Source organism: Maritalea sp., assembly GCF_047634455.1.
GTDB lineage: Bacteria > Pseudomonadota > Alphaproteobacteria > Rhizobiales > Devosiaceae > Maritalea.
Genome location: NZ_JBLIAI010000036.1, coordinates 1 through 25,997, shown reverse-complemented (window position 1 = coordinate 25,997; position 25,997 = coordinate 1). Strand labels below are relative to the sequence as shown.

Below are 25,997 nucleotides of genomic sequence, written 5' to 3'. Positions count from 1 at the left end.
GGCGCCACCTTTGTCCAGCCCGTTCAAAAACTGCAAAAATATCGCGTCCATCATTCCTCCCAAGCAGCGTGTTTGGCTGCAAACATTCGCGGTTGTAGATAGTTAGAACCGCCGATACCGGGGTAGTGAACCACCCCGGCACCAAATTGTATACTTAACTAACTTCGTAAGGACCCAATTCGCCGCCAAAGATTGAGGCATCATATTCCACTTGCGCACGTGGAACTTGTTGAACCACATTGAGCAAATCGAACTGAGATGTTGGGTTTTCGTTACCACGCACAACCAATACGTCTTTAAAGCATTGGTGATCTTCAGCACGGTACTCAGTTGCACCATTGCCCATGCCGTCGAATTTGTGCCCTTCAAGTGCCTTGATCACTTCTACTGGGTAGAAGGTACCAGCGCGCTCACATGCATCCGCATAAAGCAGAGCTTGTACGTAACATGTGTGTGCAGCCATTGATGGTGGGAAGCCGTACTTGGCGCCGAATGATTTCACAAATGCTTGTGAACCAGCGTCTTGTAGTGACCAGTTCCAGTTTGCTGAACCCAAAATGCCTTTGATGTTTTCACCAGCACCTTGCGCCATTAGACGTGAGAACAATGGAACAACAATTTGGAAATCTTTGCCGTTTGATTGGCGATCCTTTAGACCAAACTGGATAGCTTGGGTCAAAGAGTTCACCATGTCACGACCGTAGTGGTTCAAGATCAGAACGTCAGCGCCTGAATTGAGAACTGGTGTGATATACTGCGAGAAGTCGCCTGCGCCCACTGGTGTTTTAACAGCTTCGGCAGTTTCCCAACCCAATGCTTCTGTTGCATTGCGCATGGATTCTTCTTGTGTCCAACCCCAAGTATAATCAGCTGTGAGGTGATAAGCACGACGGTCTGTGCCGTACTCTGCAGCCAAAACTGGGCCAAGAGCTGCACCAGACATGTAGGCGTTAAAGAAGTGCCTAAAGCCATAGCGACGCTTGTCTTTACCCGTTGTGTCGTTTGAGTGGGTCAAGCCAGCCATAAAGATGGTGCCCATTTCCTGACATAGGCCCTGAACAGCAACCGCCACACCAGAAGACGAACCACCAGTAATCATCAGTGCGCCGTCTTTTTCAATCATCCGTTTAGCGGATGCGCGGGCTGCGTCAGATTTTGTTTGGGTGTCACCAGTAACATAGGCAACTTTTTTGCCCAAAATGCCAGTGCCGTTAAGCGAAGATGGCTGCATTGTGTTGAGCATGCCGCCGTCGCCTTCACCATTTAGGTGCTCGACAGCAAGTTCGTAAGCGCGAAGTTCGTCCGCGCCTTCATCGGCATACGCGCCAGTTTGGGGCACGTTGAAACCAAGCGTTACCGTGTCACCAGTCGGTTCGTTGCGGTAAGACTGGCCAAAAGCCGTGCTCGTTAAAATTGTTGGCGCTACACCTGCAGTAACAAGACCGGCTGCGGCACCTTTGAGAACCTTACGACGGCTAGGACCGTCTTTACGTTCGCTCATAAATTCTCCTCCTTTTGGGTTGATGGGCGCCGTGTCGATCGACGCTACACATCGCCATAATAATAGTGTAAAAATGAAAACTCATGCAATAGTACGTTGTAATATAACAATAATTTTGTCAAAAACACGACAATTTCTTGTAACTTATTGTAAACAACTTTACAAGACGGTTAGAAAGAAATTTCTGAAGAGGTTAAAAAAATGCGTTCGCCAATCGGGTTAAAAATCCGCAACCTGAGGAAAACACTTCATTTCTCGCAATCTGGTTTTGCGAAGATGGTGGGTATTTCACCGTCTTATTTGAACTTGATTGAAGCCAATAAACGCGATGTCGGGGGCACGCTGTTACAGCGAATCGCGGCGCTTCTTAACGTCGAGTTGGAGGTTCTTACTGGTGATCGAGAGCAGCGCTTGATCAATGACCTTGAGGAAGTGTTCGCTGACCCGATGCTCGAATCGCTAAGTTTGGGCCCAGAAGATGCTCGAAATCTGGTGGCGACCAATCCCGATGCTGGTGCTGCACTGTTTCGAATATATCGCGGGTTTTTGGATGCCCGTGCGGAAGCCCGGGCGATGTCAAATCGGCTGCGATCCGACCCGTTATTTTCCGAGTTGTTGCATCAGATGTTGAGCCAAATTACGGCTGTGCGCTCAGCCGCTGAGATCTTGGTGGACGTGCCTGATCTTGAAGGCGGGCAACGCAAAAGGTTTCATGCGTCATTGTCTCGCGACAGCCGAACGTTATCGGATGTGGCCCAAACGCTGATTGGTGAATTTGAACGTGAAACCGTTGAGCATCATTCTGTCTCCCCAATGCGTGAAGTGGATGATCTCATTATTGATGAGCGGAACCATTTTGCATCGCTTGAGGAGCTCGGCATTAGCTTGCGAAATGAAGTGTTGGCGTTTGGTGGGTATGCAGAGGCAAGTCTTGACCTTGCCTTAAAACACAAATTTGGGGTGACAGTTGAACGTGCCGGACAGGTGCAGGCCCAGACTGACGAGTTGCCGGGGCAATATCGTTACAACAAAGAGCAAAAGCTGATGTGGTTTCAGGGCAATTGCACCATGTCAACGCGCCAGTTTCAACTGTCGCGGCTTTACGCCGAATTGTCCGGCCTTGAATTGCTCATGCAGCTGACCGATGACAAACGGCTGACGTCTGCAAATTCGCGCCGACTGGCCTACCGGGCTTTAGGGTCATATTTGGCGGGGGCGATTAGTCTGCCCTATGCCGACTTTTTGCGTGACGCGATCGAAAGCAAATATGACATTGACTTCTTGAGCCAAAAATACACCGCCAGTTTTGAGCAGGTGGCGCATCGCCTTGTGACCTTACGTGCACCGGGGCATGAAGGCATCCCGTTTGGCTTTTTGCGGTCTGACCCGGCGGGGCGGTTGACCAAACAGTTTCCGCTGCCAGGGCTTCAATTGCCAAATGCGGGGCATGCCTGCCCGTTATGGGCAATTTATGGCGCATTTAGGCGTCCGAATGATGTGGTCCGCCAAGTGGTGACCTATCCAGATGGTTCACGCTATTTGTTTTTTGCGAAATCAACGTCCAAACGCGCTGCCGCATACAGTCAGGCACCGTTTTATACGTCTGTTATGCTCGCATGTGACATTCTTTACGCTGACAAAACTGTTTATGGGGAAGGACTTCAACTCGAAAATGCAGCACTGGATGTGCCTGTTGGGCCGACGTGCCATATGTGTATTCGTCGGGATTGTGAACATCGACAAGAGGAGGTGCTGGCCAGCGTTGATTCAATGCATTCTGTGCGAACGCCGCTCGTTAGCACAAAGTTCGATGTTGGCGATGCGGATAAAAATGCATAAGGTGTGGCGGTTGATGTTGGCAAGAGGGAAACATGCCAGCGCACGGGAGGAAAATACGTGTCTGTAGACATTTTGATCGTCGAGGATGAACCAAGCATCCTTGATTCGCTTGACTTTATTCTCAGTAGAGCAGGCTGGAATATCAGCGCGGTGACCGATGGTGACGCCGCGATAATTGCTGTTGGAGAACTCAACCCGAAAGTTTTGGTGCTCGATGTCATGTTGCCAAAGAAATCTGGTTTTGAGGTGCTCAAACATTTGCGGGCGCAGCAAAGTACAAAGGATTTGCCCGTTCTCATGCTCACAGCAAAAGGGCAACAGCAGGATCGTCGGATCGCTGAGGAATTGGGTGCAAATGGTTTTGTCACAAAGCCGTACTCTAACAGCGAAGTGGTAGAGGCCGTGCGTCAACTCATGGAGCAAGCAGCCGCTTGAGGGATTAATGGCCGGTCGAAAGCGTCATGAAGGGTTCGCTTTTTTTCTCCCCGTTTTAGGGGCCATTTTGGTATTGCCACCCATCGTCATATTGTTTGACGTGAAAGTCAGCGTCTTTGGATTTCCATTGATCGTGGCTTACATGTTTTTTGTATGGTTGTTTTTGATTGTTGCGTCATTTGTTTTGACCCGTGGGTTGCCCCGAGTGGAAACTGATTCAGATAAAATCAAAAGCAAGTCGGATGGCCGACGATGATTCCTGCTAATCTCGTCATTCTGATCGCCGTTGGCTATGTGATTTTGTTGTTTGCCCTTGCCTATTTTTCTGAGCGATGGGCAGAAGGTAATCGCGGGCATTTCTTGCGGTCGCCGCTTGTCTACACATTGGCCATTTCTGTTTATTGTACCAGCTGGACATTTTACGGCGCTGTTGGGTCCGCTGCGCGTAATGGGTTGGAATTTTTTGCCATATATTTGGGACCCACTCTGGTGTTTGTCGGGTGGTGGTTTGGGTTGCGTAAATTGGTGCGGATTGGCCGTAACCAACGCATTACATCGGTTGCCGATTTAATTTCATCGCGGTTTGGCAAAAGCAATCGTTTGGCCGTGCTGGTGACACTGATCGCGGTGATTGGCACGACGCCCTATATAGCGCTTCAGCTCAAGGCGATCACCACCAGCCTTTCAGTCATTTCATCGGATAGCATTTTGGCAAGTGTTGGCGACCGAACTGACGATAACCGCTTGGCGTTGGGGGTGGCGTTTGGCATGGCGATTTTTACCATCCTTTTCGGCACGCGAAATGTTGACGCAAAAGAGCAGCATCATGGAGTGGTGGCAGCGATTGCGTTTGAAGCGATCGTGAAGCTGGTTGCGTTGTTGTCTGTCGGCATTTTCGTCGTGTTCGGTATCGGCGGCGGTTTTGCTGAAATTTTTTCGCGGGCCGAAAGTGTTGGGGTCAATATTTATGAAAATGGTGATTTTGGAACCCGTTGGGTGACCATAATGATCCTTTCAGCGGCAGCGATCATCTGTTTGCCGCGCCAATTTCAAATTACGGTTGTCGAAAATTCAAACGAAAACCATTTGCGCACTGCAAGTTGGGCATTTCCACTTTATTTGCTCGGCATGAGCGTGTTCACGTTGCCCATTGCGATTGCGGGGTTGAGTTTGTTGCCCGCCGGTACCGACCCGGACATGTTTGTTTTGACGTTGCCGCTTGCGTATGGCCAGGAGACGCTTGCGCTGTTTGCGTTCATTGGCGGGTTTTCATCCGCAACGTCGATGATCATCATTGCCTCGATTGCGCTTTCCATCATGGTCAGCAACCACATTGTGATGCCGATTGCGCTTCGCACCCCTTGGATTGCGGATTCAGGCGATGGGCAGGGGGTGACCAATTTGCTGCTGAACAGTCGGCGTATTTCAATTTGTGCGGTGTTGGCGCTTGGGTTTTTGTATTTCTGGTTGACCAACGGCTCAGGTGCGCTGGCCAGGATTGGTTTGATTTCGTTTTCCGGAGTTGCCCAATTTTTACCGTCTATTATCGCGGCGCTTTATTGGCGTGACGCGACCTCTAAAGGGGCCGGTGTGGGGCTTTTTGTTGGTTTCTCAGTTTGGGCATATACGCTATTTTTACCCAGCTTTGCAGAGACAGGCGGCATGGTTGCCGATTGGGTTGCTAATGGACCATATGGCATTCAGTTTTTGCGCCCCGAAGCTTTGTTTGGTTTGGAGGGAACAGACCCGCTCGTTCATTCAGTGTTTTGGAGCTTGTTGGCAAATGCCGGGCTGTTGGTCCTGGTTTCACTGTCCACCAATCAATCGGCGTTGGAGCGGATCCAAAGCACATTATTTGTGGATGCGTTCCGCCGGATGCCGGGCACAGAGACGCGGTTCATGCGGTCTTCTGCTGCGGCAAACGATTTGTTTTTTGTGGCGCAACGTGTGCTGGGGGCAGAGCGGGCGACGGCGGTTTTTGATCGCTATGTGAAAAACGAAGTGGGGACGCGCGCGCAGTTTGAACCAACCCCGGAATTTATTGCCCATTTGGAAAAAGAACTTGCAGGCTCAATTGGTGCGGCGTCGGCGCATGTGATGCTGTCGCAAGTTGTTTCTGGAGACAATATTTCTTTGCAAGAAGTGATGCAGATTGCGGATGAAACCCAACAGGTGATTGAATATTCGCAGCAATTGGAACAAAAATCTGAAGAGCTGAAGCTCACCGCTGATAAGCTACAATATGCCAACGAAAAACTTCGGGAATTGGATCAAGAAAAAGACGAGTTTTTGAGTCAAGTCAGCCACGAAGTTCGCACGCCGATGACGTCAATCCGTTCATTCTCTGAGATATTGTTGGACCCCAATGGGGTCACGAGCGAGGAGCGGCAGCGCTTTTTGTCCACCATTCACACCGAGAGTTTGCGGCTGACATTGTTGCTGGACGAGATTTTGGATTTAAGTGCATTAGAACGTGGTGAGAAAACCTGGGCAAATGCGCCCGTTGATGTGACCAAGATACTTCATCGCGCCGCTTCGGTTTGTGAGCCACTGGCAAAGTCTTCTGGCATTGAAATCCGCATTGGGACAGAAATTGATCCGCCCATTGTTGACGCCAATGGGGACCGCTTGTGTCAGGTGTTTATCAATCTAATATCCAATGCTGTGAAATATAATGATAGCGATGATCCCTATGTTGAGGTGAGCATGAAGCCAATGGGAAAGCGGCTTGTGGTTGAATTTCAGGATAATGGTCCGGGCATTGCGCCAAAAGAACGCAAGCGTGTGTTCACCAAATTCACACGCGGGCACCGCGGTGTGTCCAACGCGCAAACCGGTTCAGGTTTGGGGTTGGCCATTAGTTCGCAAATTGTCAGCCATATGAATGGCAAGCTTGACCTGGTGCGTGGTAGCGGCGAAGGCGCGTGCTTTAGGGTGAGCTTGCCGCTTTCGCAAGGCACAAAAGCTGCCGAGTAGTTTTGTTATTTCGAGGTGTGTTTTTCTGCGACGAACGCCCCGGAAAATCCAACATAGCGGCCCGGCCGGAAATTCATGGCGATCACCAAATTTAGCACCAGCGCCCCGACAATTGAGAGTAATACTTTGTCAAAGGGCAGCACAAAAAATGCACCAACCAGAATTGCTAAGTCGATGCCCATTTGTAAATAACCGGCGCGAATGCCGTAGGTTTCTTGCAAGAACACAGCCAAAATATTGACGCCGCCAAGCCCTGATTTATGACGGAACAGGATCAACAGTCCGGTGCCCATCAGAATGCCGCCAATTATGGTCGCAAAATATGGGTTTAGGGTATCAAAACTGATCCAAGTTGGCGTGACCTGCACCAGCAAGGACACAAGCGCAACCGCGGCAAATGTTTTGATGGCGAAAGATGGGCCGAGCCTTTTCCAGGCAAGCCAGTAAAAGGGCAAGTTGAGCACAAAGAAAATCACACCAAAACCCCACGGCGTGACGTAGTTTATCAAGAGTGCTAGCCCATTGATGCCGCCGGTCCCCAGTAATGTGTGTTTGTACATGGTGACGCCAAGCGCAACCAACAATGTGCCGGTGACAATCGCGATCAAATCTTCATGCCACTTATGTTGCGTGTCTTTTGCTGGATCTACCATGTGCCAATTTCCATTGTCTAAACGCGTTATGCTGGATGGCTAACGGCAATGGGCGTGTTTGGCAAGAGGTTTGGGCGCGGCTGCCAGTGGCGTATTTTGTTTGTTGGCCAAACGGGTGAGATTGCAGCAGCTGAGTTCGCGAGCGTTCGCCCAAATGGCGTTGCCAATTTCTTGCAAAACTCGGTGCAATTTGAACGATCATTCTAACGTGGACTTATTCTGAGTTTGATAGGGTTGCCTCGTGTTTCTATGTTTTAGGAGAAGCGTCATGAGTGCGCTTTCAGGTGTTGGTGGCGGGTATTCCGTGACCCAACCATTAGAGGATCAAGTCAAACTGACAATCGCCAAAGCGAAGCTGCAGGCTGTTGAAGCAGCGAATGCTGCAAAAATTTCAGCGTTGCAACAAGTGGTTGAAGAACTACGGCTTTCGCCCGCACAAGGCTCTGGCACTTTGGTTGATATTGCAGTTTAGAAAACAAGACGAGTAGCGACGGTCGCGCCAAGATTTGCGGCAGAATAGTAACCCGTAGGAGGGAAGAAAAATGAGTGCAGTAGCAAGTGTGGCCGCAAGCCCGGCATTTGAGAGACCAAGTCCGGTCAAAGCCCAGTTGGATGTGACGCGAAATGATCAAAAGCGGGAGGTTGCTGCTGAAAATGCCAAACAAGAAATTTACGCACAGCAAGAGCAGCGCGAGCAGGTCAAAGCGCCTGTGAATAAAGGACAAGGGCAAGTGATTGACCGGGAAGTGTAAGTCAAACGCGTCTTCAATTTAGATTTGGCACCTTTTGCGCCCTTATTTCCCTTCTCAGTTTTGAGAAGGGTTTTTTGTGTCTATACAATCTCATAAGGTACGATTGAGCGCTCAACCGCAGTACGCTAGTTGTCAGCGATCCCGTTTGAATAATTTGTCAACAGCGCAAGGCAGTCAGCGGTGTTGTCTACAAATATGTAACTTTCGAAATCTGGTCTTACGATCTGATTTAGCTGCTGTTCGATCCAGTTTTTATTGAAGTCGTATTCTCGGAATGCTGTCGCAAATATCTTCCGTGGGCCAATGTGGTTTGACCTGCGGGAAGGTTTGAGAATTTTTAGATTGAGGTCCATAAAACCGAAACCTAATACTACCAGTTTGTCAGTTGCCTCTATCGTTTTTTGAATTGTTTCGAATGTTCCGCTGCCAGGATCTACCCCTTCGGTGTAGACTCTAATTCCTGCAGAAAGCGCAGCGTAACGACTAGAATGAACCTCTTGCCCGAACCCAATTATTTGGCTTTCAGTATCTTTGTTCGCTTCATCGTATGGCAGCGCGCCAACTTGCCCATAAGGATGAATGAACTCAATGTTAGATATGAATTGATAGGCAAGTTCTCGCTTGGACGGATAACAGTTCTTAAAGGACTCATACAAGTAATGTTCAATGCAACGATCGTAGTTGAAGACAACAAATTTAAGCTGCTTCGCCCTTTCTAAAAGTTCGTCTGCGCTATATTTGTAAAAAATTAGTTGCCAAAGTTTTCTGTACCAACTGTTTCCTGCTGCGTTGAAATCCAAGCGATTGTAGATATTCCCTGGCGGTATTTTGAGGGTGCTTCTAAACTCAGCATTGAGGATACAGTAAGTGATTGCTAATTTTCCGAGCCTAACCATGGCCGGATTTTCGCTATTCACATGAAGAATTCTGTCAATAGACTCCCCTTGATCTAGCGCGTGCACTAACTCAATGCTGGCATTTTCTAGCTCTTTTTTGCTGAATTCTTCGCTGAGTGGAAGTAGCGCACGTGTGAAGTCGCGATCAACGAGGCTGTATTGATTGATTATGTCAAAATCTCTGTGAGTAAGGAATAGCGTTTGTATAGATTTTGCAAGGTCTGGTCCCAGCGGAAACCCCGCCGACTTGCTGGCCCCTGCGCCGATTACAAAACACACCTTTTGTTCAGTCATTCACTTTCACGCCAGTACTGCTGATTTCCCCACAACTATGCATGATTCTAAACAATCTCATAAGGCACGATGGAACGCTCATCTGGCGTGATAGAAATTTCAGCGACGATAGGCGGCACCGAGCGTTGCGTGCAGTTTTTGCGTTCGCATATGCGACACGAAATGCCGATAGGGTCAAACGCTGCGGTGTTGGAAATGTCCAAGTCCTCAGAATAGATCAGCTTATCGGCGTGGGTGATTTCGCACCCCAACGCATAGGCATATCGCCGGGTTGGCTGCCGGAAGCCGCCGCTGCGCTTTTCGTTGATCCACGCCAAACACAAATAGCGTTTGCCGTCTGGGGTTTCCGCGCGTTGGCGGGTAATTTCGGTTGGGAATTCAAACGCGCGATGCACGTTCCACAAGGGACACGCGCCACCAAAACGGGCGAATTGCAGGGCCGTGGCCGAGTGGCGTTTGGTGATGGTGCCGGCTTGGTCAACCCGGGCGAAAAAGAAGGGAATGCCCCGGTGCTGGGGTCGTTGCAAGGTAGAAAGCCGGTGCGCCACTTGCTCCAAGCTCGCGCCAAAACGATTGCCCAGTACTTCAATATCGTAGCGCACGATTTCTGCTTCTTTGAGGAACGCAGTGTAGGGCATCAACAAAGCGCCAGCGAAATAATTGCCCAAACCGATGCGGCAAATGGCGCGGGCCTCGGGGCGTTTAAAGTTTGCCTTTTCCAAGATGTCATTGATCAGACTTGCTTGCTCGAGCAATGCTAATTGATTGGCCAGCTGGAAGAATTGCGTCGGTTTTTCTAGCGTTGCATTGATGCGGATAATCCGGCGGGTGCGGTCGAACTGGCGGATCATGTCGCGTTTATTGGGCAGCACAAATTCAACACCCAGTTCGTGCACTTCGGCGCAATAGGCAACAAGGCGTTCAAGCTTTTGGTGGTGGTTTAAAGCGGCTTCACTTGCCAGTTCTTCGGCGGCGCGGTCCAACTCGTCCACATAATTGTCTGCATAGTGGAAGAAGTCGCGCACTTCTTCATATGAGGTTTGCAGATTGCCGGACTGCTCGCGCATCAACACATCATCAACGCCTGCCATCCGTTCGTTTGATTTGCGATAGGCTTCGTAAAGCCGCAAAAAGGCGTGGGCCGCATCTGGTGTGTTGGTGGCAAGGTTCTTCAGCTCTTGCAGGCCTGGCGGCGCATCGGCGAAAATCGGGTCCGCGAAGATTTCTTTGAGATCGACGATCAAGCGATCAGATTTGTCGGCAAGCAGGGTGGTGACATCTACGTTGAACGTTTCAGCCAACCCGAGCATAATTGAGGCGGTGACCGGGCGCTGGTTGTTTTCCAGTTGGTTCACATAGCTGGTGGAAATGTCGAGGCGATTGGCAAACTCCGCTTGGGTGAGTTTGTGGGTTTCACGTAAGGCGCGCAGTTTGATGCCTGCAAAAATTTTCCGCTGTGCCATTATCTCACCTCCTTGTTTCGCGCCGCCGTCGCGAACTGCGTTCGCTTCCCCGGCACCCCCGCCGATTGGGTTTCCCTCACTTGCTCAGAGCTTGCTAGGACAAGACGGACGAGCATAGCGAGGACCCCGCGCGACTTTTCGCGCGCCCCGCCGGAGTGCCCGCCATTTGCATAGGGCGGATTTAGCCCGTCATGCAAATGGTGATGCGGCACGTGAGGCAGTAGGGGTATAATTTCACAAAATTCACAGTTTTACAATTAACAATGTGAATACAGTGTTCTTGTACACCTTTTCAACCCTTCGCAGAGCCGTTTCGATCAGCTAGGCTCCAAGGTACAAATCAAATTGAAACGCGGAGCACCTCATGCACGAGATTATTGAGCAGCTGGAACAAAAGCGCGGCGAGGCCCGTTTGGGTGGCGGTCAACGTCGAATTGATACGCAGCATGGCAAGGGCAAGCTAACCGCGCGTGAGCGCCTCGACGTGTTGCTCGATCCGGGCAGTTTTGAAGAATATGACATGTTTGTCACCCATCGCTGCACTGATTTCGGGATGGAAGAAAACATCATCCCCGGCGATGGCGTGGTCACCGGCTGGGGCACAGTCAATGGCCGCATGGTCTATGTGTTTTCGCAAGATTTCACGGTTTTTGGCGGCTCACTCTCCGAAACCCATGCGCAAAAGATTTGCAAAATCATGGATTTGGCGGTGCAAAACGGCGCGCCGGTGATCGGTCTCAACGATAGTGGCGGCGCGCGTATTCAAGAGGGTGTGGCTTCGCTGGGTGGTTATGCTGATGTGTTCTTGCGCAACGTCATGGCGTCGGGCGCGGTGCCGCAAATTTCGGTGATCATGGGCCCATGCGCTGGCGGCGCGGTGTATTCACCCGCGATGACCGATTTCATCTATATGGTGAAAGACACAAGCTACATGTTTGTGACCGGTCCTGATGTGGTGAAAACCGTGACCAACGAAACCGTGACCCAAGAAGAATTGGGCGGAGCATCAACACACTGCAAAATATCTTCTGTTGCGGATGCGTCGTTTGAGAATGATGTTGAAACGCTTTTGGAAGTGCGGCGATTGGTGGACTATTTGCCGCTCAACGCAAACGAGAAAGCCCCAAAAGTCGATGTAAATGACGTGGTCAACCGCCCGGACATGAGCCTTGATACGATCATCCCGGACAGCGCCAACAAACCATATGATATGAAAGAGGTGATCTTAAAAATTGCCGACGAGGGCGATTTTTTGGAACTTCAAGCCGAACATGCGGGCAACATATTGACCGGGTTTATTCGGATAAACGGCCAATCCGTGGGGGTTGTGGCCAACCAGCCGATGGTGCTGGCCGGGTGTTTGGACATTAACTCATCCAAAAAAGCGGCGCGGTTCGTGCGCTTTTGTGATGCGTTTAACATCCCGATTTTGACTTTAGTTGACGTGCCTGGTTTCCTCCCTGGGACCGCGCAGGAGTATGGCGGCATCATTAAACATGGCGCCAAACTCCTGTTCGCCTATGCTGAGGCGACAGTGCCCAAAGTCACCGTGATCACCCGAAAAGCCTATGGCGGCGCATATGACGTTATGGCCTCCAAGCACATCCGTGCCGATGTAAACTACGCGTGGCCCACCGCTGAAATCGCCGTGATGGGCGCAAAAGGTGCCACCGAAATTCTCTATCGTGCTGAACTTGGCGACGCCGAAAAAATTGCCAAGCGCACCAAAGATTATGAAGACCGTTTCGCCAACCCATTTGTGGCAGCCGAGCGCGGCTTTATCGATGATGTGATTATGCCCCACAACACCCGCCGCCGCGTGGCGCGGGCATTTGAAACGCTTAAGAATAAACAACAGTCGATGCCCAAGAAAAAGCACGACAACATTCCGTTGTAGGGGGAACAACAAATGAGCGGCAACAAGGACAAAATATCACTGGAGGCAGGTGATAAGGGAGCGAAACTTGCGGTCGAGGGCGATGTTGCTCAACAAACCGGTGGCGCCTTTGGCGACATTTTTAGTCCAATAACTGAGGCGCTAGGTACTTGGGGGGATCAGGTTCGCGCGAACCGACAAATTCGAGCGATACAGACTTTCAAAGTAGTAAAGGAAATTGCCGTAAAGCAAGGGTTGGACGCAGGCAGCATTCCGCCGCCCAAATTCTTAATCCCAACAATTGAAGCGGCCTCTCTTGAGGAACTGGAAGATGAAGAACTTTCATCTATGTGGGCAGGACTAATTGTATCGGCCTCCACCTATCTTTCTCCAACACATCATATGTTTAGAAGGACCTTGGAAGAGTTTGATATTCGCCACGTTGAGTTTCTTAAGTGGCTCGCTGAATTTGATGAAGAATTGGGTACATTTGATTTTGCTAAGATCGGGAATCTTGCGGGAAGTTGGAACGAAGTATTCTTGAGTACGCGTGAGCCCTTAACATTTAGCGGCGTTGACGATGAAGAAATTCTATATGAAGTAAAAAGCGCGAACGCTCCGGGACTGAAGATAGTTGGAATTGAAGTTGGTACTAGTGGAAGCCCCATCTGGCATTTGAAAGACAAGTTTCATTCTTGGCAGTTGCCAGATTTTGAAGAGTACAGTTCTGTTCACGTTGTCGAACACCTTAAGTTAGCTGGATTGATTAAGGAGGCTGATGGGCAGTTAAAATTTTTCATTTCGGGCGATGACCCTCATATCGCTATTGCAAAGACATATTATCTGTCACCGCTGGGAATTCAGTTTTTAAAGGCAAGCTCGGGGCTGCAATTGTCTGAAAATGACGCAACTTCAGCCGAAAAAGGAACAACAAATGACTGATCCACTTTTTCATATGATTTCAGATGGTCCACGGCCAGTGGCCCCATTCTCGCACGCTACGGAAGCAAACGGTTGGATTTTTGTCACTGGGCAAATGCCGACTGACCCAAATGCGCCGGACGCGCCTTTGCCAGGGGGCATCGAGGCGCAAACTGTTCGCGTGATGGAAAACCTCAAGATTGTTTTGGCGGGTATCGGTTTGGACCTAAGCCACGTGATGATGGCGCGGTGTTATTTGACGGATTTTTATGGCGACTATGCGCAGTTTAATGAGACTTATCAGTCGTTTTTTCCGCAAGATCGTCGCCCTGCGCGCACGACCATTGGGGTGACGGGTTTGGCGCTTGAAGCGCTGGTGGAAATAGATTTTGTGTGCCGTCGGCCTGACGCAGAATAGGAAATAGAAAATGTTCTCAAAAATCCTAATTGCTAACCGGGGCGAAATCGCTTGCCGGGTGATTAAAACTGCCAAGAAAATGGGCATCAAAACAGTTGCTGTTTATTCAGATGCGGACCGTGAGGCGCTGCATGTGGAAATGGCGGACGAAGCTGTGCACATTGGTGGATCGCCAGCGGCTGAAAGTTATTTGCTCGCGGATCAGATTATCAAAGCGTGTAAGGAAACAGGCGCCGAAGCGGTGCATCCGGGTTACGGATTTTTGAGCGAAAACGCTAAGTTCTGCGAAGCGTTGAAGCAGAATGACATTGTGTTTATCGGCCCGCCAACCAAAGCCATTGAAGCGATGGGCGATAAAATCACCTCCAAAAAAATTGCGGCTGAAGCGAATGTTTCAACAGTTCCTGGGCATATGGGGTTGATTGAAGACGCTGAAGACGCGGTGAAGATCGCCAACAAGGTTGGCTATCCGGTGATGATCAAGGCGTCAGCTGGCGGTGGCGGTAAAGGCATGCGGATTGCATGGAATGATGCTGAGGCACGCGAGGGGTTTGACCGCTCCAAATCAGAAGCTGCATCAAGCTTTGGCGATGATCGGATTTTCATCGAGAAATTCGTGACCGACCCGCGCCACATTGAAATTCAGGTGCTGGCCGATAGTCACGGTAATTGCGTTTATTTGGGTGAGCGCGAATGCTCCATTCAGCGCCGCAACCAAAAAGTCATCGAAGAAGCGCCGTCACCGTTTTTGGATGAAGAAACCCGCAAAAAAATGGGCGAACAGTCTTGTGCGTTGGCGCAGGCGGTTGGTTACACGAGTGCTGGCACGGTGGAATTCATCGTTGATGGTGACAGAAATTTCTATTTCCTTGAGATGAATACACGGCTGCAGGTGGAACATCCTGTTACCGAAATGATCACAGGGATTGATCTTGTGGAGCAAATGCTCCGCGTAGCGGCGGGCGAGAAGCTTGCTTTCGGCCAAAATGAGGTCACGCTCAATGGGTGGGCAATTGAGTCCCGGCTTTATGCCGAGGATCCCTATCGCAATTTCCTCCCCTCCATTGGCCGTTTGACACGTTATCGCCCGCCGTCTGAAATTGTCACCGACGAATTGATTGTGCGCAACGACACTGGGGTGTTTGAGGGGGGCGAAATTTCGACCTTCTATGATCCGATGATCGCCAAATTGTGCACATGGGCGCCAGATCGTTTGACCGCGATTGAGGCCATGTCTGATGCGCTTGATGGGTTCGAACTTGAAGGCATTGGCCACAATATTCCGTTCCTTGCTGCGGTGATGGAGCAGGAGCGGTTTAAGGAAGGTCGTTTGACCACTGGCTATATTGCCGAAGAATTCCCAGATGGGTTCCAAGGCGTTGAATTGCCAAAAGCCGCGTTGAAACTGTTGGCCGGATTGGCCGCGCACATGGCGCACCAAATTGAGGGACGTGGTTTTGCGGTGGCGACGACGCTGGATTTGGCGCAAAATGGCAATCAGCGCAGTGTGATTATTGGTGAAGATCGGTTCGATTTTGAAGTGCAAAAAGATGCTGTGATTTGCCAGGGGCGCGAGGAAAATTTCGAAACTTTGATCCGCATTCAAACGGACTGGAAGCCGGGCGATACGCTGGCTAAAGGCCGCGTGGGCGATGAGAAGAACATGATCGTGCAAGTGGCGCGCACCTCATATGGGTTCAAAATGCGCTATCGCGGTGCGGACCTTAAAGTGCAGGTATTATTGCCGGGCGTCGCTGATTTGATGGTGCATATGCCGATCAAACTGCCACCGGATATGAGTAAATATCTCCTCTGCCCAATGCCGGGCCAGGTGGTGCGTATTGAGGTAGCCGAGGGTGACATCGTTGAAGACGGGCAAGCGCTGGCCATTGTTGAAGCCATGAAAATGGAAAATGTGCTGCGCTCTGAAAAGAAAGCGCGGGTAAAATCAATATCGGCTGGCATTGGTTCTGTGCTGGCGGTGGATGAAGTGATCATGGAGTTTGAAGACGAGTGACCTTTGCTCTGTCGCCATATTTGATCAATTTTTCAGTTGCTGCTTGCTGGCGTAATTTGTTCTTGTTATGTTCTCATTGGAGGCGTGGCATGAACAAAATTTTGGTCAATTATATCTATGTTGATATGAATAGCTATTTTGCCAGTGTGGAGCAGCAGGAAGACCCTTCATTGCGTGGTAAGCCTGTTGGTATTATCACCATTGCGCGGAAAAACGCGATTTGCATTGCCGCCAGCTATGAGGCGAAACGGCTGGGCATTGGTATGGGTTCGCGAATGGATGAAGCGCGGCAGATGGCCCCTGATATTCAGTTTCGGGCGGCACGGCATGATGTGTATGTGGATTATCACCATAAGATCAAGCGCGCGGTTGACCGAATTTATCCTGTAGATGGCACACATTCAGTAGACGAATTTTCTTGTAAGTTGACCGGAATGGATCGCGAACTGGAGCGGGCTAAAAAACTGGCTGAGGATATTCGTGCCAGTATTTACAGCCATGCAGGGGTGGCATTACGTTGCTCGATTGGGCTAGGTCCGAGCCTATTATTGGCCAAGTTAGCTGGCGAATTGAAGAAGCCTGCTGGGCTTGATTGGTTGACCCCAGATGTAATGCCGCAAAAGATTTCCAATCTCGCTTTAAAGGATATTCCTGGCATTGGTAAAAGCATGGCGCGGCGGTTACAGGCTGCTAAAATCCAGAATATTGAACAGCTATACGCCATGTCCCCTAAATATGCGCGCAAAGTATGGCATTCGGTAAATGGAGAGCGGTTCATTTTAGCCTTGCAGGGGCAGGATGTACCCCAAGTCCAAACCTCGTCACATTCACTGGGGCATGGGCAAATTCTGTCACCGAAAAATCGTACGCCAGATGGCGCACGTTTGGTGGCGCGACGGCTATTGATCAAGGCAGCAACACGGTTGCGTCGTTCTAAGCAATTTGCTTCCTATCTATATGTCTCAGTAAAATGTGCACAAACTGGCCGACGCTCAATGCAGAGTAGGCTGGTTCATACACAAGACAGTTTTTATTTGTTGAAGCAGTTTGGCATCATGTGGGGCAAGTTGTCCCTCAAAAAACCCATATCTGTAAGTGTGATGCTGGGCGGTCTGGCGGATAGTCAGCATTACACAGGAGACCTTTTTGTAACCAGAACCGCACTTGGTGCCCAAACTAAGCGCGAGAAATTATGCGCGATTGTTGACGGTCTCAATCAGCTGCATGGGCAGGATACAATTATTTATGGTGAGCGACCTTGTGAGATCGCGCCCTATACTGGCGCTAAAATTGCCTTTGGTCGCATACCGGCAAAAGAGGAATTTCGCGACTGATCTGCATTGCGGACGGTTGCGAACATGTTGCAATCATGGAGTTTGAAGACGAATGAGCATCAAATCCGATACATACGCCAAATGGCAGGGCATCGCCGCGGGTGAATTGCGTGGTAAAGAACCCTCTGACCTTGAAACCCAATATGGCGAAGTGGACGTAAAGCCCGTCTATTTTGCTGAAGATGTGCCGCAAAGTGCCGCCGATGCGATGCCGGGTGAAGCGCCGTTTACGCGAGGCGTGCGGGCAACCATGTATGCCAACCGGCCTTGGACGATCCGGCAATATGCCGGGTTTTCCACCGCGACAGAAAGCAACAAGTTTTACCGTCAGGCGCTCGAAAAGGGTCAAAAAGGCCTGTCCGTTGCGTTCGATTTGGCAACACACCGGGGTTACGATAGTGACCATGAGCGCGTGACCGGCGACGTGGGCAAAGCAGGCGTTGCTATCGACAGCGTTGAGGACATGAAGGTTTTGTTTGGCGGCATTCCGCTCGACGAAATGTCAGTTTCTATGACCATGAACGGGGCGGTGATCCCTGTTTTGGCGATGTTTGTTGTTGCCGCAGAAGAGCAGGGCGTGAGCCAAGACAAACTTTCTGGCACCATTCAAAACGATATTCTCAAAGAATTCATGGTGCGCAATACTTTCATTTATCCGCCCAAACCATCGATGCGGATTATCGCGGATATTATTGCGCACACGGCTGAATTTATGCCGAAATATAATTCGATTTCGATCTCTGGCTATCATATGCATGAAGCAGGCGCGACCGCTACGCAGGAGCTTGCCTATACGCTGGCGGATGGCATTGAATATGTGCGCGCGGCGCAAGCAAAAGGGCTGGACATAGATGCCTTTGCGGGGCGCTTGTCGTTCTTCTTTGGCATTGGCATGAATTTCTTTTCTGAAGTTTGTAAGCTTCGCGCCGCCCGCACCCTCTGGGCCGACATTATGCGCGATTTGGGCGCAAAGAACCCGCGTTCGATGATGCTTCGAACCCACTGCCAAACCTCTGGCGTGTCGCTGACCGAGCAAGACCCTTATAACAATGTGGTGCGTACCGCTTACGAAGCGATGGCTTCGGTTTTGGGTGGTACACAGAGCTTGCACACCAATTCGTTTGATGAAGCGATTGCGCTGCCGACTGAAACATCGTCGCGTATCGCGCGGAACACGCAGCTGATCTTGCAGCACGAAACGCGGGTGACCGATGTGGTCGATCCGCTCGGTGGTTCTTATTATGTCGAGCGCTTAACCGCCGACATGGTGGCCAAAGCTGGCGCGGTGATCAAAGAAATCGAAGCGCAAGGCGGCATGACCAAAGCCGTGCAAGAGGGGACGCCAAAGCTTGAGATTGAGCGCGCTGCCGCAATCCGGCAAACGCGGGTTGATAAGGGCGAAGACGTCATTGTTGGGGTCAACCGCTATCGGTTGGACCAAGAAGATGATCTTGATATCATGGATATCGACAATAAGGCTGTGCGGCTCGAGCAGATAGCTTCGATCAAGAAAATCCGCGAAACCCGTGATCCGGCAAAATGGCAAAACACTTTGGATGTGTTGCGCGAAGTGGCGCGCACGGGGCAGGGCAATTTGCTGGCGGCGGCCATTGATGCTGCGCGCGCCCGGGCAACACTTGGCGAAATTTCCGACGCGATGGAAGAAGTGTTTGACCGCCACAAGCCGTCCACAAAAGTGATTTCAGGGGTTTATGATCATCAATATGGTGATGATCCAGAATATAAAGCGATCCAGTCGCGCATTGCGGAATTTGGTGTTGATCAGTCGCGCAAACCTTCGATCTATATTGGCAAAATGGGTCAAGATGGGCATGACCGGGGCGCCAAAGTGATCGCCACCGCGTTCGCTGATATGGGCTTTGACGTGCATATTGGGGATTTGTTTGAAACGCCCGTTGAAACGGCAAAAAAAGCAATCGCGCTGAAAGTGGATAGCATTGGTGCGTCGTCACTGGCTGCTGGACATAAAACGCTGATCCCGGAACTCATTGATATATTGCGTGAAAACGGCGCTGGCCACATTTCTGTTTTTGCAGGCGGCGTAATCCCAGAGCAAGATTACCAAGCGCTACGGGACGCCGGGGTCGCTGATATTTTTGGCCCAGGCACCAATGTGCTTGATGCGGCAAACGCTGTCATCAGCCGTATTGAGGGCAAGTTGAGGAACCAAGAATGATCGGAAAACTCAACCATGTGGCGATTGCTGTTCCTGATCTTGGTGCGGCAACCGCAAAATATCGCGACATGCTGGGGGCAGAGGTTTCAGCACCGCAGGATTTGCCAGAACACGGCGTGACGGTTGTATTTGTGTTGCTTGAAAACACCAAGGTTGAACTGCTTCATCCGTTGGGTGAGGGGTCGCCAATTGCTGGATTTTTAGCAAAAAACCCATCCGGCGGCATACACCATATGTGTTTTGAGGTTGACGATATTCGCGCCGCGGCCAAAAAGCTGAGCAATGCGGGCGCGCGGGTGTTGGGAGACGGGGAGCCGAAAATCGGTGCGCATGGACTGCCCGTGCTTTTCCTGCATCCAAAGGATTTTGACGGTACGTTGATCGAGTTGGAAGAGCTGCCAAAATAGCTAAAGCCCCGGCACATTTCTGGCCGAGGCTTTACGCTGCTCTCACAAACAATTCAGTTCTCCAATTCTGGCCGAACAAAATATCTATTCAGATTTTTGTCCGCCGCTTAAGCACCTGGGAAAGACAGCCCGGCTTTCATTAAGGGAGGAAATGCCGGGCGCAAGCGCTTAATAAATTGTGCTGAATTGAACTGGTGTTTGTTCAATCATTGTGGCGTTCGGTGTATTGACGGAAAGGTCTAATGCCAAACCGGCTGTTACCAACATAAATGCCAAAGTAGTTGCTGCTAGAGTTTTCATAATTCTTATCCCCGTTAACTTATTCGAATTTGTTGCGATTGAGTGAGGTTGTGTTCTGTCGGCGGGCTTCTCGCTTTATTTTCACGACTGCAACGCCAGCTGGTTGGCGGTACGCGTAAACAACAAGCACAGCGGAAATCGCCAAAAGAAATACTGCCATCGTCTCAACCTCCTCAAACTTGAACTGCTTCGTGCAGCTCATTGGGGACATTGTGAACTGCGCCGATTTTCAATCTCCAAATAAACTAGGTAAAGATTTAGAAAATCGAAAAAACCTTTTAAATTTAGTCTGTTAACGGAAGTACAAGTCGCAAGTTTGGTTAAAATATCTGAAATATATTCGCCTTGGATGCCTGTTAGTCTAAACAGTTGATTAACATACTGAAAGATAAAGGTATTTTATTGGAATTAGAACGGGGTCTAACAATTGGTGTGGATTTTGAGCATAGATGGGCAATTGGTGCGCCCTCCTAAACAAATCATCATAGACCCAACATATGAGTTGTTTGGTCTGAATTGTGCACTGGATTTCAAAGTTGGGCAGCGGTTTAAACGCAGCTAAAAGAGGGTTTTCGCCAATTCCACAAATTTGTCGCCGCGCTCCACATAGTCGCGAAATTGGTTGTAGGACGGTGCCGCCGGGGACAAGATCAACGTGTCGAACTGATCGCGGCGTTTAACGAGTTCGCGCATGGCTTGTGCCAGGTCTTCAGCCTCTATCATGTCCACATCAATCCCCAATTCTTCAATCGCTTCGGCCAGTCGATGCCCAGTATTTGGAAGGCAGGCAATGGTTGTAACCGACGAGGTGCGGATTTCTTGGGCGAGGTCGTGATAGTCTTGTTCTCGATCAAAACCACCAACGATTAGCCCTATACGCGTGTCTGGATAGGTGGCCAATGCAGCTTTGGTGGCTTCTGGCGTTGTTGAAATTGAATCATCAACAATTGTGAGCGCGCCAATTTGATGTTCCTCTAATCGGTGTGCAGGGGGCGCGAAGCTTTTAAGTCCTTCAAGGATTGCGTCTTCGCTTGCACCGAGGCCGAGCGCCAGTTTGGCGGCGATCATCATGTTGTCGGCATTGTGTGGGCCTTTGAGTTTTGATTGGCGCATGGTGCCGTGCAGTGCTGCGACCATTTCAGCGGATGGCGCGGGCAGCTCGTTGGCATATTTGGGCAGATTGGCCTGAACTTTTTGGTTCACAGCGGCCTGTGCGCCAAGTGCATAACCATAGCGCTCATCGCGGCGCAGCAGGTTCATTTTGTCGTGGTAATATTGCTCAAGACTGCCGTGCCAATCCACATGCTCTGGGAATAGGTTGGTGAACCCAACAAAGTCCGGCTGCAATTGCAAGTCTGCCACCTGATAGGACGATAGTTCCATCACAATGATATCGTGGCCATCCAGGTCAAGCGGCGCAACGCCGAAATTGCCGCCCAAGCGCGCGTCCAAGCCAGCGCATTTGAGCATGGTTTCTGTAAGTTTGACTGTGGTGCTTTTGCCTTTTGTGCCAGTGACGGCGACAACTTTGGCATTGCCACGCCGATACTTGGCCCACAAGTTGATATTGGTGGTAATTTTGATGCCAGCATTTTTTGCGGCAACCAATTCAGGCTTGTAAATGGATACGCCAGCAGAACGCACCATTAGGCCAATTGCATTTTTGTCGATAAGTGTGCGCAATTCTAATGCGGTGATTTGGGTGCAGTTCTCGATGTCGGCATCGCCGCTATCCACTGTGACATAGGCTTTGGTTTTTGGTGCCACTTCACTCAGGAATTGTCTTGTCGACCGCGATTCACGGCCCGCGCCATAAAGAACAACTGCGCCATCAATTTGCATTGCCAAGCTCTTTTGTCTGGATCGAATTATAGATATGGGGAGGGATAGCATGCTGAGCACTTGGCGTCATCAACTGTGACCAAACTGCGGACAATTTGGCTGTGCCGTAAAATGCTTCCAATTCTGGCGCGAGGGTTTTCACGACAATCGTATCCCGCCATGCATCCTGTTCGGACAGTTGCCACAGCGCGGCAGCAGCTTCCAATATTTCGCCGACACATTCCCAAGGTTTGTGACCAGTAAGCCCCGCTAGTTCGCGCATCGGGTCGAGCTTATCAGGGTTATTCAAAACGTTGGTGCCGATGATGGCGGTGAGCCGTTCTGGCGAAATGAACGGCGCAAATATCAGCGATACAAAATGGCATTTTGGGCAGTTTGTGCACCATTTTGCCGGGCCGATCGCATCTTGTTTGAAATTCTCATTGCAACTTGAAAAAGCGCCGTCGAACTTTGTCGACCGCAGGAAGAGTTCCGCAATGTTGATTTCTGAGAAGGGGCGCAGCAAGGAGAAGTAGCGAATTGCATCGCCAACAATGCTGTTTAATGCTGCTGCAAATAGCTGTTCGAATGCAAAACTTTTGGAATGTTGGTGATTAACTTCGCGGCCATCAAACTGAAGGTTTCCCTCGCTCGCGGAACGCTCGTTCGAAAGAATGATGTCGCTCTTGTCGTACAGAATAGCGATCAGCGACGCGATGATCGAGTTGATTGCGGTGGAGGGGACGTGGCCGTTGAAATAGCCTGGCTCGGTATTCAGCTTCAGCATTTTTTGATCAAGATGGCGTCGGACATAGAAGGGTTGTTTTTCAATCCGTTCAATTGAAGAAATGATCGGCCCTTTTGGATTGACCGCAAACGGGGTGAAAGACAAGCTCGCATGTTCCATCAGGTTGACCGACAAAAGCGAATCTTTGCCGCCGCCCACCAAAACAAGTGCGTCCGCGATTTGGGGCGCGAGTGCGGCGCTATTTTGTGCTGAACGGAAATGATATTGGATTTGCCCGAAGCGCTCGAGATTGTTGCGCGCGTAAAATTCACCCAAACCGTTTTCATAAACATCGCGCACCAGATTTTGCGCCGCTTGGGTTAGTTTTAGAGCTGTTGCGTCAATAGATTTTGGTGCGCGAAGTTTGAAATAGCTTACGCCCAGAATTGCCGCCGCGAGATCAAGCGCGCGTGCAAAACTTTCAGACTTTGCAGCGTCGGTATCAAAGCCTACGCCTAACTCCAGTTTTTCGGTGAAAAAGTGTTCACCCAAACGATAGTGGCAATTCACTTCGCCTGTTTCAATGTTGAATTCGGGTCGTTCAATCAAAAAATCGGTCATGGGTCACTTTTTGTGGATTCTATAGTGTTCGTTTAACTCTAAGTATATGATTTTCAAACGTAAGTTTGCTTAGTCTAACATCATTTCTAAGCGTTTGGTTATGCCATCACCGATGCGTTGAAATCCAAATTCGGACATTTGGCATTCGAATCTATTGCCCACCTTTTGTACATCGAAAAGATTGTATCGGGCAGGTGGGTATTTGCCCCCATTTCCCGCAGCGGCTGACGCAATGCCGATCAGTGGAATATCCCCTGTGGGGCCGTTCATTGGATGGATCATTGAGCGGTGCAGGTGGCCGTGCAGAATCAACTCTGCCCCTTGGTCCTTGATGACCTTACGAAACAGATCTCGGCCCTTGAGCCCGCGCCGCCAGATTTGTTTTACGTCATCATGTGGCGGATGGTGGATCATAACGATCCGATAAAGACCTGCTTGTTTGGTCAATTTCAAGATTTCAATCAGGCGTTCTGCTTGGGCTTCATCAAATGCACCGTGGGCGAAAAATGGCGGAGTTGCGATGGCGCTTGAGCAGCCGATCAAAGCAACACAGCCTTCTTGTCGCCAATAGGGAAATTGATGATCGGAAAGGGTGTTGCCTTTCATATAGTCGCCCCATTTAGCGACTGCGTCTTGCAAGCCGGTTCTGACATAGGCATCGTGATTGCCCGGAATGACCGCGACCTGTTGGCTGGTGCCAAGCGCTTCAAGCCATTGGCGGGCGCGCTCAAACTCTGTTGGCAAAGCAAGGTTTACAAGGTCACCTGAAATGGCAACCAGTTCTGGTTTTTGCAGCTTCAAATGGTCAGTCAGCTCGGCCAACAACCCTTCGGACATGCCGGTATGGCGCGACAATTTCCAGTTCGCGTAGCCAGTGAGGCGCTTGTTCATCAATTCAAAAGGTGAAATGCGTGGCAGGGGTCCAAGGTGGACATCTGAGATGTGGGCGACTTTTGTCATTTATGGTTTTTCGTCTGGCTACTCAATGTGCGGCGCACTATGTACATAAGCTAAGGAGAAAAAAAGGCACCACCTCGTTTTTGTGTAAGCATAGTCTTAACTTTGGAGCCTTAAGTCAGTAAATATGTTCAACCGCATTCTTAATAATCCCGTTTTTGAACAATTTCGCACGCGGATGTTCTTGTTTGTCATGGGGTTTTGGCGGCGAACCACTTTTGGCGCGCGGGCGATGTTGGTCGACGGCAAAAAAGTTCTTTTGATCAAACACACCTACGCGGCGGGGTGGACATTCCCTGGCGGCGGTGTTGAAGTTGGCGATAGCGCGTTGGCGACCGCAAAAAAGGAACTATTTGAAGAGGCCGGTTACGAAGTTGAAGATCGCGGGCGTCTTTTGTCCGTTTATCACAATATTGAAGCCTCCCGCCGTGACCATGTGGCACTGTTCGTCTTCAAAGAGTTTTCTCAAGCGCGGCCATTTGCGCCAAATGCGGAGATAGCTGAAATGGGCTGGTTCGCGACTAACGATTTACCACCGGATACGACCGATGCCACGCGCCGCCGTATTGGCGAGTATTTCGACGGTGTCGCAATTGACGAAATCTGGTGAATTATCCCGCCAACGCTGGCCCCATCGGCACGATGCGATGTGGATTGATCGAGGTGTGCGACCAATAATAATGCATTTTGATGTGCTCCATATTGATTGTTTCTCGCACACCGGGGGTGGCGCTTAGTTCAGCGACCAAGCGCGAAATATTGGGGTAATCAGCGATCCGGCGAATGTTGCATTTGAAATGGCCGACATAGACCGGGTCGAACCGCACCAAGGTGGTGAACAAACGCCAATCGGCTTCCGTGAGCGTATCGCCAGCCAAATATGGGTTTTGGGACAACAATTGTTCAACCCAGTCAAGGCTGTCAAATAGGTCAGTCACCGCTTCGTCATAGGCTTCTTGGGTGGTGGCAAAACCGGTTTTATAGACACCATTATTGATGCTGCCATAAATGCGTTCATTGATCGGGTCGATAGCGGCGCGCAGATGTTCGGGGTAAAAATCCAACGCGTTGCGGGTCAGGTGATTAAACTCAGAATTGAACATCCGGATGATCTCTGAGCTTTCGTTCGAAACAATTGTGTTTTGTTTCTTGTCCCACAATACAGGCACGGTTACCCGCCCGGTATAGTCTTTGTCAGCCGCCACATAGACCTGCCACATGGTTTTTGCATCATTGATCGGGTCTTCGCCTTTGGGAATTGTCCAGCCATGTTGATCTGGCATTTTTGCGTCAACGACCGATACTGAAATTAGGTCCTGCAACCCTTTCAGCGCGCGAAAGATCATGGTGCGGTGGGCCCAAGGGCAAGCGTGCGATACATAAAGGTGATAGCGGTCTGCTGCGGCCTGAAATCCACCAACACCCGTTGGTCCGGCTGTTCCATCTTTGGTGACAAAATTGCGAAACCTAGCTTCAGACCGTTTGAAACGGCCGCCTGTTGATTTGGTGTCATACCATTGATTGGTCCAAAGACCGTCGACCAACATACCCATTGAAAATACCTTTACGCTACTGTTCAAGCGGCAAACATA

23 protein-coding genes are annotated in these 25,997 nt (G+C 50.2%); 13 read left to right on the top strand and 10 right to left on the bottom strand.

Annotated elements, in window-relative coordinates:
• Positions 1-154: 154 nt before the first annotated feature.
• Positions 155-1,501 carry a substrate-binding protein gene (locus ACJAZW_RS10240; RefSeq protein ID WP_415157710.1) on the bottom strand — a complete coding sequence of 449 codons (1,347 nt, stop codon included), beginning with the start codon at positions 1,499-1,501 and terminating at the stop codon, positions 155-157.
• Between the two features lie 201 nt (positions 1,502-1,702).
• On the opposite strand from ACJAZW_RS10240, the gene ACJAZW_RS10235 reads away from it, so the two are divergent.
• The 3 genes from ACJAZW_RS10235 (at position 1,703) to ACJAZW_RS10225 (ending at position 6,751) form a co-directional block, all read left to right on the top strand.
• Positions 1,703-3,340 carry a helix-turn-helix domain-containing protein gene (locus tag ACJAZW_RS10235; RefSeq protein WP_415157708.1) on the top strand — a complete coding sequence of 546 codons (1,638 nt, stop codon included), beginning with the start codon at positions 1,703-1,705 and terminating at the stop codon, positions 3,338-3,340.
• A gap of 57 nt (positions 3,341-3,397) precedes the next feature.
• On the top strand, positions 3,398-3,775 hold the full coding sequence (locus ACJAZW_RS10230) for a response regulator transcription factor (RefSeq protein WP_415157706.1): 378 nt from the start codon (positions 3,398-3,400) through the stop codon (positions 3,773-3,775).
• Positions 3,776-4,027: 252 nt separating this feature from the next.
• On the top strand, positions 4,028-6,751 hold the full coding sequence (locus ACJAZW_RS10225; protein WP_415157704.1) for an ATP-binding protein: 2,724 nt from the start codon (positions 4,028-4,030) through the stop codon (positions 6,749-6,751).
• A 5-nt stretch (positions 6,752-6,756) separates the two neighbouring features.
• On the opposite strand, the gene ACJAZW_RS10220 is transcribed toward ACJAZW_RS10225, so the two are convergent.
• Positions 6,757-7,404: a YitT family protein gene (locus ACJAZW_RS10220; RefSeq protein WP_415157702.1), complete on the bottom strand. Its 648-nt coding sequence runs from the start codon at positions 7,402-7,404 to the stop codon at positions 6,757-6,759.
• Positions 7,405-7,672: 268 nt separating this feature from the next.
• Here ACJAZW_RS10220 and ACJAZW_RS10215 point away from each other — a divergent pair, with 268 nt between their 5' ends.
• Both ACJAZW_RS10215 and ACJAZW_RS10210 read left to right on the top strand, forming a co-directional pair.
• Positions 7,673-7,876 carry a hypothetical protein gene (locus ACJAZW_RS10215; protein ID WP_415157700.1) on the top strand — a complete coding sequence of 68 codons (204 nt, stop codon included), beginning with the start codon at positions 7,673-7,675 and terminating at the stop codon, positions 7,874-7,876.
• A 70-nt stretch (positions 7,877-7,946) separates the two neighbouring features.
• A complete protein-coding gene (locus ACJAZW_RS10210) occupies positions 7,947-8,156 on the top strand; it encodes a hypothetical protein (protein WP_415157698.1) in 210 nt (69 codons plus the stop codon).
• Positions 8,157-8,281: 125 nt separating this feature from the next.
• Here the strand turns inward: ACJAZW_RS10210 and ACJAZW_RS10205 are convergent, their stop codons facing one another.
• The gene (locus tag ACJAZW_RS10205; protein ID WP_415157696.1) at positions 8,282-9,346 is read right to left on the bottom strand and encodes a hypothetical protein; all 1,065 of its coding nucleotides are present in this window, start codon (positions 9,344-9,346) and stop codon (positions 8,282-8,284) included.
• Between the two features lie 47 nt (positions 9,347-9,393).
• A complete protein-coding gene (locus ACJAZW_RS10200) occupies positions 9,394-10,809 on the bottom strand; it encodes a helix-turn-helix domain-containing protein (RefSeq protein WP_415157694.1) in 1,416 nt (471 codons plus the stop codon).
• A gap of 364 nt (positions 10,810-11,173) precedes the next feature.
• On the opposite strand from ACJAZW_RS10200, the gene ACJAZW_RS10195 reads away from it, so the two are divergent.
• From ACJAZW_RS10195 to mce, 7 genes are all read left to right on the top strand, one after another.
• Positions 11,174-12,706 (top strand): acyl-CoA carboxylase subunit beta, encoded by a 1,533-nt coding sequence (locus tag ACJAZW_RS10195; RefSeq protein WP_415157692.1) that lies wholly within the window; start codon positions 11,174-11,176, stop codon positions 12,704-12,706.
• 12 nt (positions 12,707-12,718) lie between these two features.
• On the top strand, positions 12,719-13,627 hold the full coding sequence (locus tag ACJAZW_RS10190) for a hypothetical protein (RefSeq protein ID WP_415157690.1): 909 nt from the start codon (positions 12,719-12,721) through the stop codon (positions 13,625-13,627).
• Between the two features lie 13 nt (positions 13,628-13,640).
• Positions 13,641-14,024 carry a RidA family protein gene (locus ACJAZW_RS10185; RefSeq protein WP_415157714.1) on the top strand — a complete coding sequence of 128 codons (384 nt, stop codon included), beginning with the start codon at positions 13,641-13,643 and terminating at the stop codon, positions 14,022-14,024.
• Between the two features lie 10 nt (positions 14,025-14,034).
• The gene (locus ACJAZW_RS10180) at positions 14,035-16,041 is read left to right on the top strand and encodes an acetyl-CoA carboxylase biotin carboxylase subunit (protein ID WP_415157688.1); all 2,007 of its coding nucleotides are present in this window, start codon (positions 14,035-14,037) and stop codon (positions 16,039-16,041) included.
• Between the two features lie 89 nt (positions 16,042-16,130).
• Positions 16,131-17,375, top strand: coding sequence for a hypothetical protein (locus ACJAZW_RS10175; protein ID WP_415157686.1), 1,245 nt, complete (start codon positions 16,131-16,133; stop codon positions 17,373-17,375).
• Positions 17,376-17,427: 52 nt separating this feature from the next.
• On the top strand, positions 17,428-19,572 hold the full coding sequence (gene scpA / locus ACJAZW_RS10170) for a methylmalonyl-CoA mutase (RefSeq protein ID WP_415157684.1): 2,145 nt from the start codon (positions 17,428-17,430) through the stop codon (positions 19,570-19,572).
• Positions 19,569-19,979 carry a methylmalonyl-CoA epimerase gene (gene mce, locus ACJAZW_RS10165; protein WP_415157682.1) on the top strand — a complete coding sequence of 137 codons (411 nt, stop codon included), beginning with the start codon at positions 19,569-19,571 and terminating at the stop codon, positions 19,977-19,979. The genes scpA and mce overlap by 4 nt, the downstream gene beginning before the upstream one ends.
• A gap of 168 nt (positions 19,980-20,147) precedes the next feature.
• Here mce and ACJAZW_RS10160 read toward each other — a convergent pair whose 3' ends face one another.
• From ACJAZW_RS10160 to ACJAZW_RS10140, 5 genes are all read right to left on the bottom strand, one after another.
• Positions 20,148-20,279, bottom strand: a complete 132-nt coding sequence (locus tag ACJAZW_RS10160) for a hypothetical protein (protein ID WP_415157680.1) — start codon at positions 20,277-20,279, stop codon at positions 20,148-20,150.
• 19 nt (positions 20,280-20,298) lie between these two features.
• Complete coding sequence (locus tag ACJAZW_RS10155) at positions 20,299-20,439, bottom strand: hypothetical protein (RefSeq protein ID WP_415157678.1); 141 nt, start codon at positions 20,437-20,439, stop codon at positions 20,299-20,301.
• Between the two features lie 398 nt (positions 20,440-20,837).
• On the bottom strand, positions 20,838-22,121 hold the full coding sequence (murD, locus tag ACJAZW_RS10150; RefSeq protein WP_415157676.1) for a UDP-N-acetylmuramoyl-L-alanine--D-glutamate ligase: 1,284 nt from the start codon (positions 22,119-22,121) through the stop codon (positions 20,838-20,840).
• A complete protein-coding gene (locus ACJAZW_RS10145; RefSeq protein WP_415157674.1) occupies positions 22,111-23,448 on the bottom strand; it encodes a hypothetical protein in 1,338 nt (445 codons plus the stop codon). The genes murD and ACJAZW_RS10145 overlap by 11 nt, the downstream gene beginning before the upstream one ends.
• A gap of 69 nt (positions 23,449-23,517) precedes the next feature.
• A complete protein-coding gene (locus tag ACJAZW_RS10140) occupies positions 23,518-24,408 on the bottom strand; it encodes a metallophosphoesterase family protein (RefSeq protein WP_415157672.1) in 891 nt (296 codons plus the stop codon).
• A gap of 124 nt (positions 24,409-24,532) precedes the next feature.
• Between ACJAZW_RS10140 and ACJAZW_RS10135 the strand changes: the two genes are divergently transcribed.
• Positions 24,533-25,015: an NUDIX domain-containing protein gene (locus ACJAZW_RS10135; protein WP_415157670.1), complete on the top strand. Its 483-nt coding sequence runs from the start codon at positions 24,533-24,535 to the stop codon at positions 25,013-25,015.
• Position 25,016: 1 nt separating this feature from the next.
• On the opposite strand, the gene ACJAZW_RS10130 is transcribed toward ACJAZW_RS10135, so the two are convergent.
• Positions 25,017-25,958 carry a glutathione S-transferase family protein gene (locus tag ACJAZW_RS10130; RefSeq protein WP_415157712.1) on the bottom strand — a complete coding sequence of 314 codons (942 nt, stop codon included), beginning with the start codon at positions 25,956-25,958 and terminating at the stop codon, positions 25,017-25,019.
• Positions 25,959-25,997 lie beyond the last annotated feature (39 nt).

Excerpts from the sequence above, each read along its gene's own strand:
- ACJAZW_RS10240 (WP_415157710.1), bottom strand. The coding sequence starts at position 1,501 with ATGAGCGAACGTAAAGACGGTCCTAGCCGTCGTAAGGTTCTCAAAGGT.
- ACJAZW_RS10235 (WP_415157708.1), top strand. The coding sequence starts at position 1,703 with ATGCGTTCGCCAATCGGGTTAAAAATCCGCAACCTGAGGAAAACACTT.
- ACJAZW_RS10225 (WP_415157704.1), top strand. The coding sequence starts at position 4,028 with ATGATTCCTGCTAATCTCGTCATTCTGATCGCCGTTGGCTATGTGATT.
- ACJAZW_RS10220 (WP_415157702.1), bottom strand. The coding sequence starts at position 7,404 with ATGGTAGATCCAGCAAAAGACACGCAACATAAGTGGCATGAAGATTTG.
- ACJAZW_RS10215 (WP_415157700.1), top strand. The coding sequence starts at position 7,673 with ATGAGTGCGCTTTCAGGTGTTGGTGGCGGGTATTCCGTGACCCAACCA.
- ACJAZW_RS10210 (WP_415157698.1), top strand. The coding sequence starts at position 7,947 with ATGAGTGCAGTAGCAAGTGTGGCCGCAAGCCCGGCATTTGAGAGACCA.
- ACJAZW_RS10205 (WP_415157696.1), bottom strand. The coding sequence starts at position 9,346 with ATGACTGAACAAAAGGTGTGTTTTGTAATCGGCGCAGGGGCCAGCAAG.
- ACJAZW_RS10200 (WP_415157694.1), bottom strand. The coding sequence starts at position 10,809 with ATGGCACAGCGGAAAATTTTTGCAGGCATCAAACTGCGCGCCTTACGT.
- ACJAZW_RS10195 (WP_415157692.1), top strand. The coding sequence starts at position 11,174 with ATGCACGAGATTATTGAGCAGCTGGAACAAAAGCGCGGCGAGGCCCGT.
- ACJAZW_RS10190 (WP_415157690.1), top strand. The coding sequence starts at position 12,719 with ATGAGCGGCAACAAGGACAAAATATCACTGGAGGCAGGTGATAAGGGA.
- ACJAZW_RS10185 (WP_415157714.1), top strand. The coding sequence starts at position 13,641 with ATGATTTCAGATGGTCCACGGCCAGTGGCCCCATTCTCGCACGCTACG.
- ACJAZW_RS10180 (WP_415157688.1), top strand. The coding sequence starts at position 14,035 with ATGTTCTCAAAAATCCTAATTGCTAACCGGGGCGAAATCGCTTGCCGG.
- ACJAZW_RS10175 (WP_415157686.1), top strand. The coding sequence starts at position 16,131 with ATGAACAAAATTTTGGTCAATTATATCTATGTTGATATGAATAGCTAT.
- scpA (WP_415157684.1), top strand. The coding sequence starts at position 17,428 with ATGAGCATCAAATCCGATACATACGCCAAATGGCAGGGCATCGCCGCG.
- mce (WP_415157682.1), top strand. The coding sequence starts at position 19,569 with ATGATCGGAAAACTCAACCATGTGGCGATTGCTGTTCCTGATCTTGGT.
- ACJAZW_RS10160 (WP_415157680.1), bottom strand. The coding sequence starts at position 20,279 with ATGAAAACTCTAGCAGCAACTACTTTGGCATTTATGTTGGTAACAGCC.
- ACJAZW_RS10155 (WP_415157678.1), bottom strand. The coding sequence starts at position 20,439 with ATGGCAGTATTTCTTTTGGCGATTTCCGCTGTGCTTGTTGTTTACGCG.
- murD (WP_415157676.1), bottom strand. The coding sequence starts at position 22,121 with ATGCAAATTGATGGCGCAGTTGTTCTTTATGGCGCGGGCCGTGAATCG.
- ACJAZW_RS10145 (WP_415157674.1), bottom strand. The coding sequence starts at position 23,448 with ATGACCGATTTTTTGATTGAACGACCCGAATTCAACATTGAAACAGGC.
- ACJAZW_RS10140 (WP_415157672.1), bottom strand. The coding sequence starts at position 24,408 with ATGACAAAAGTCGCCCACATCTCAGATGTCCACCTTGGACCCCTGCCA.
- ACJAZW_RS10135 (WP_415157670.1), top strand. The coding sequence starts at position 24,533 with ATGTTCAACCGCATTCTTAATAATCCCGTTTTTGAACAATTTCGCACG.
- ACJAZW_RS10130 (WP_415157712.1), bottom strand. The coding sequence starts at position 25,958 with ATGGGTATGTTGGTCGACGGTCTTTGGACCAATCAATGGTATGACACC.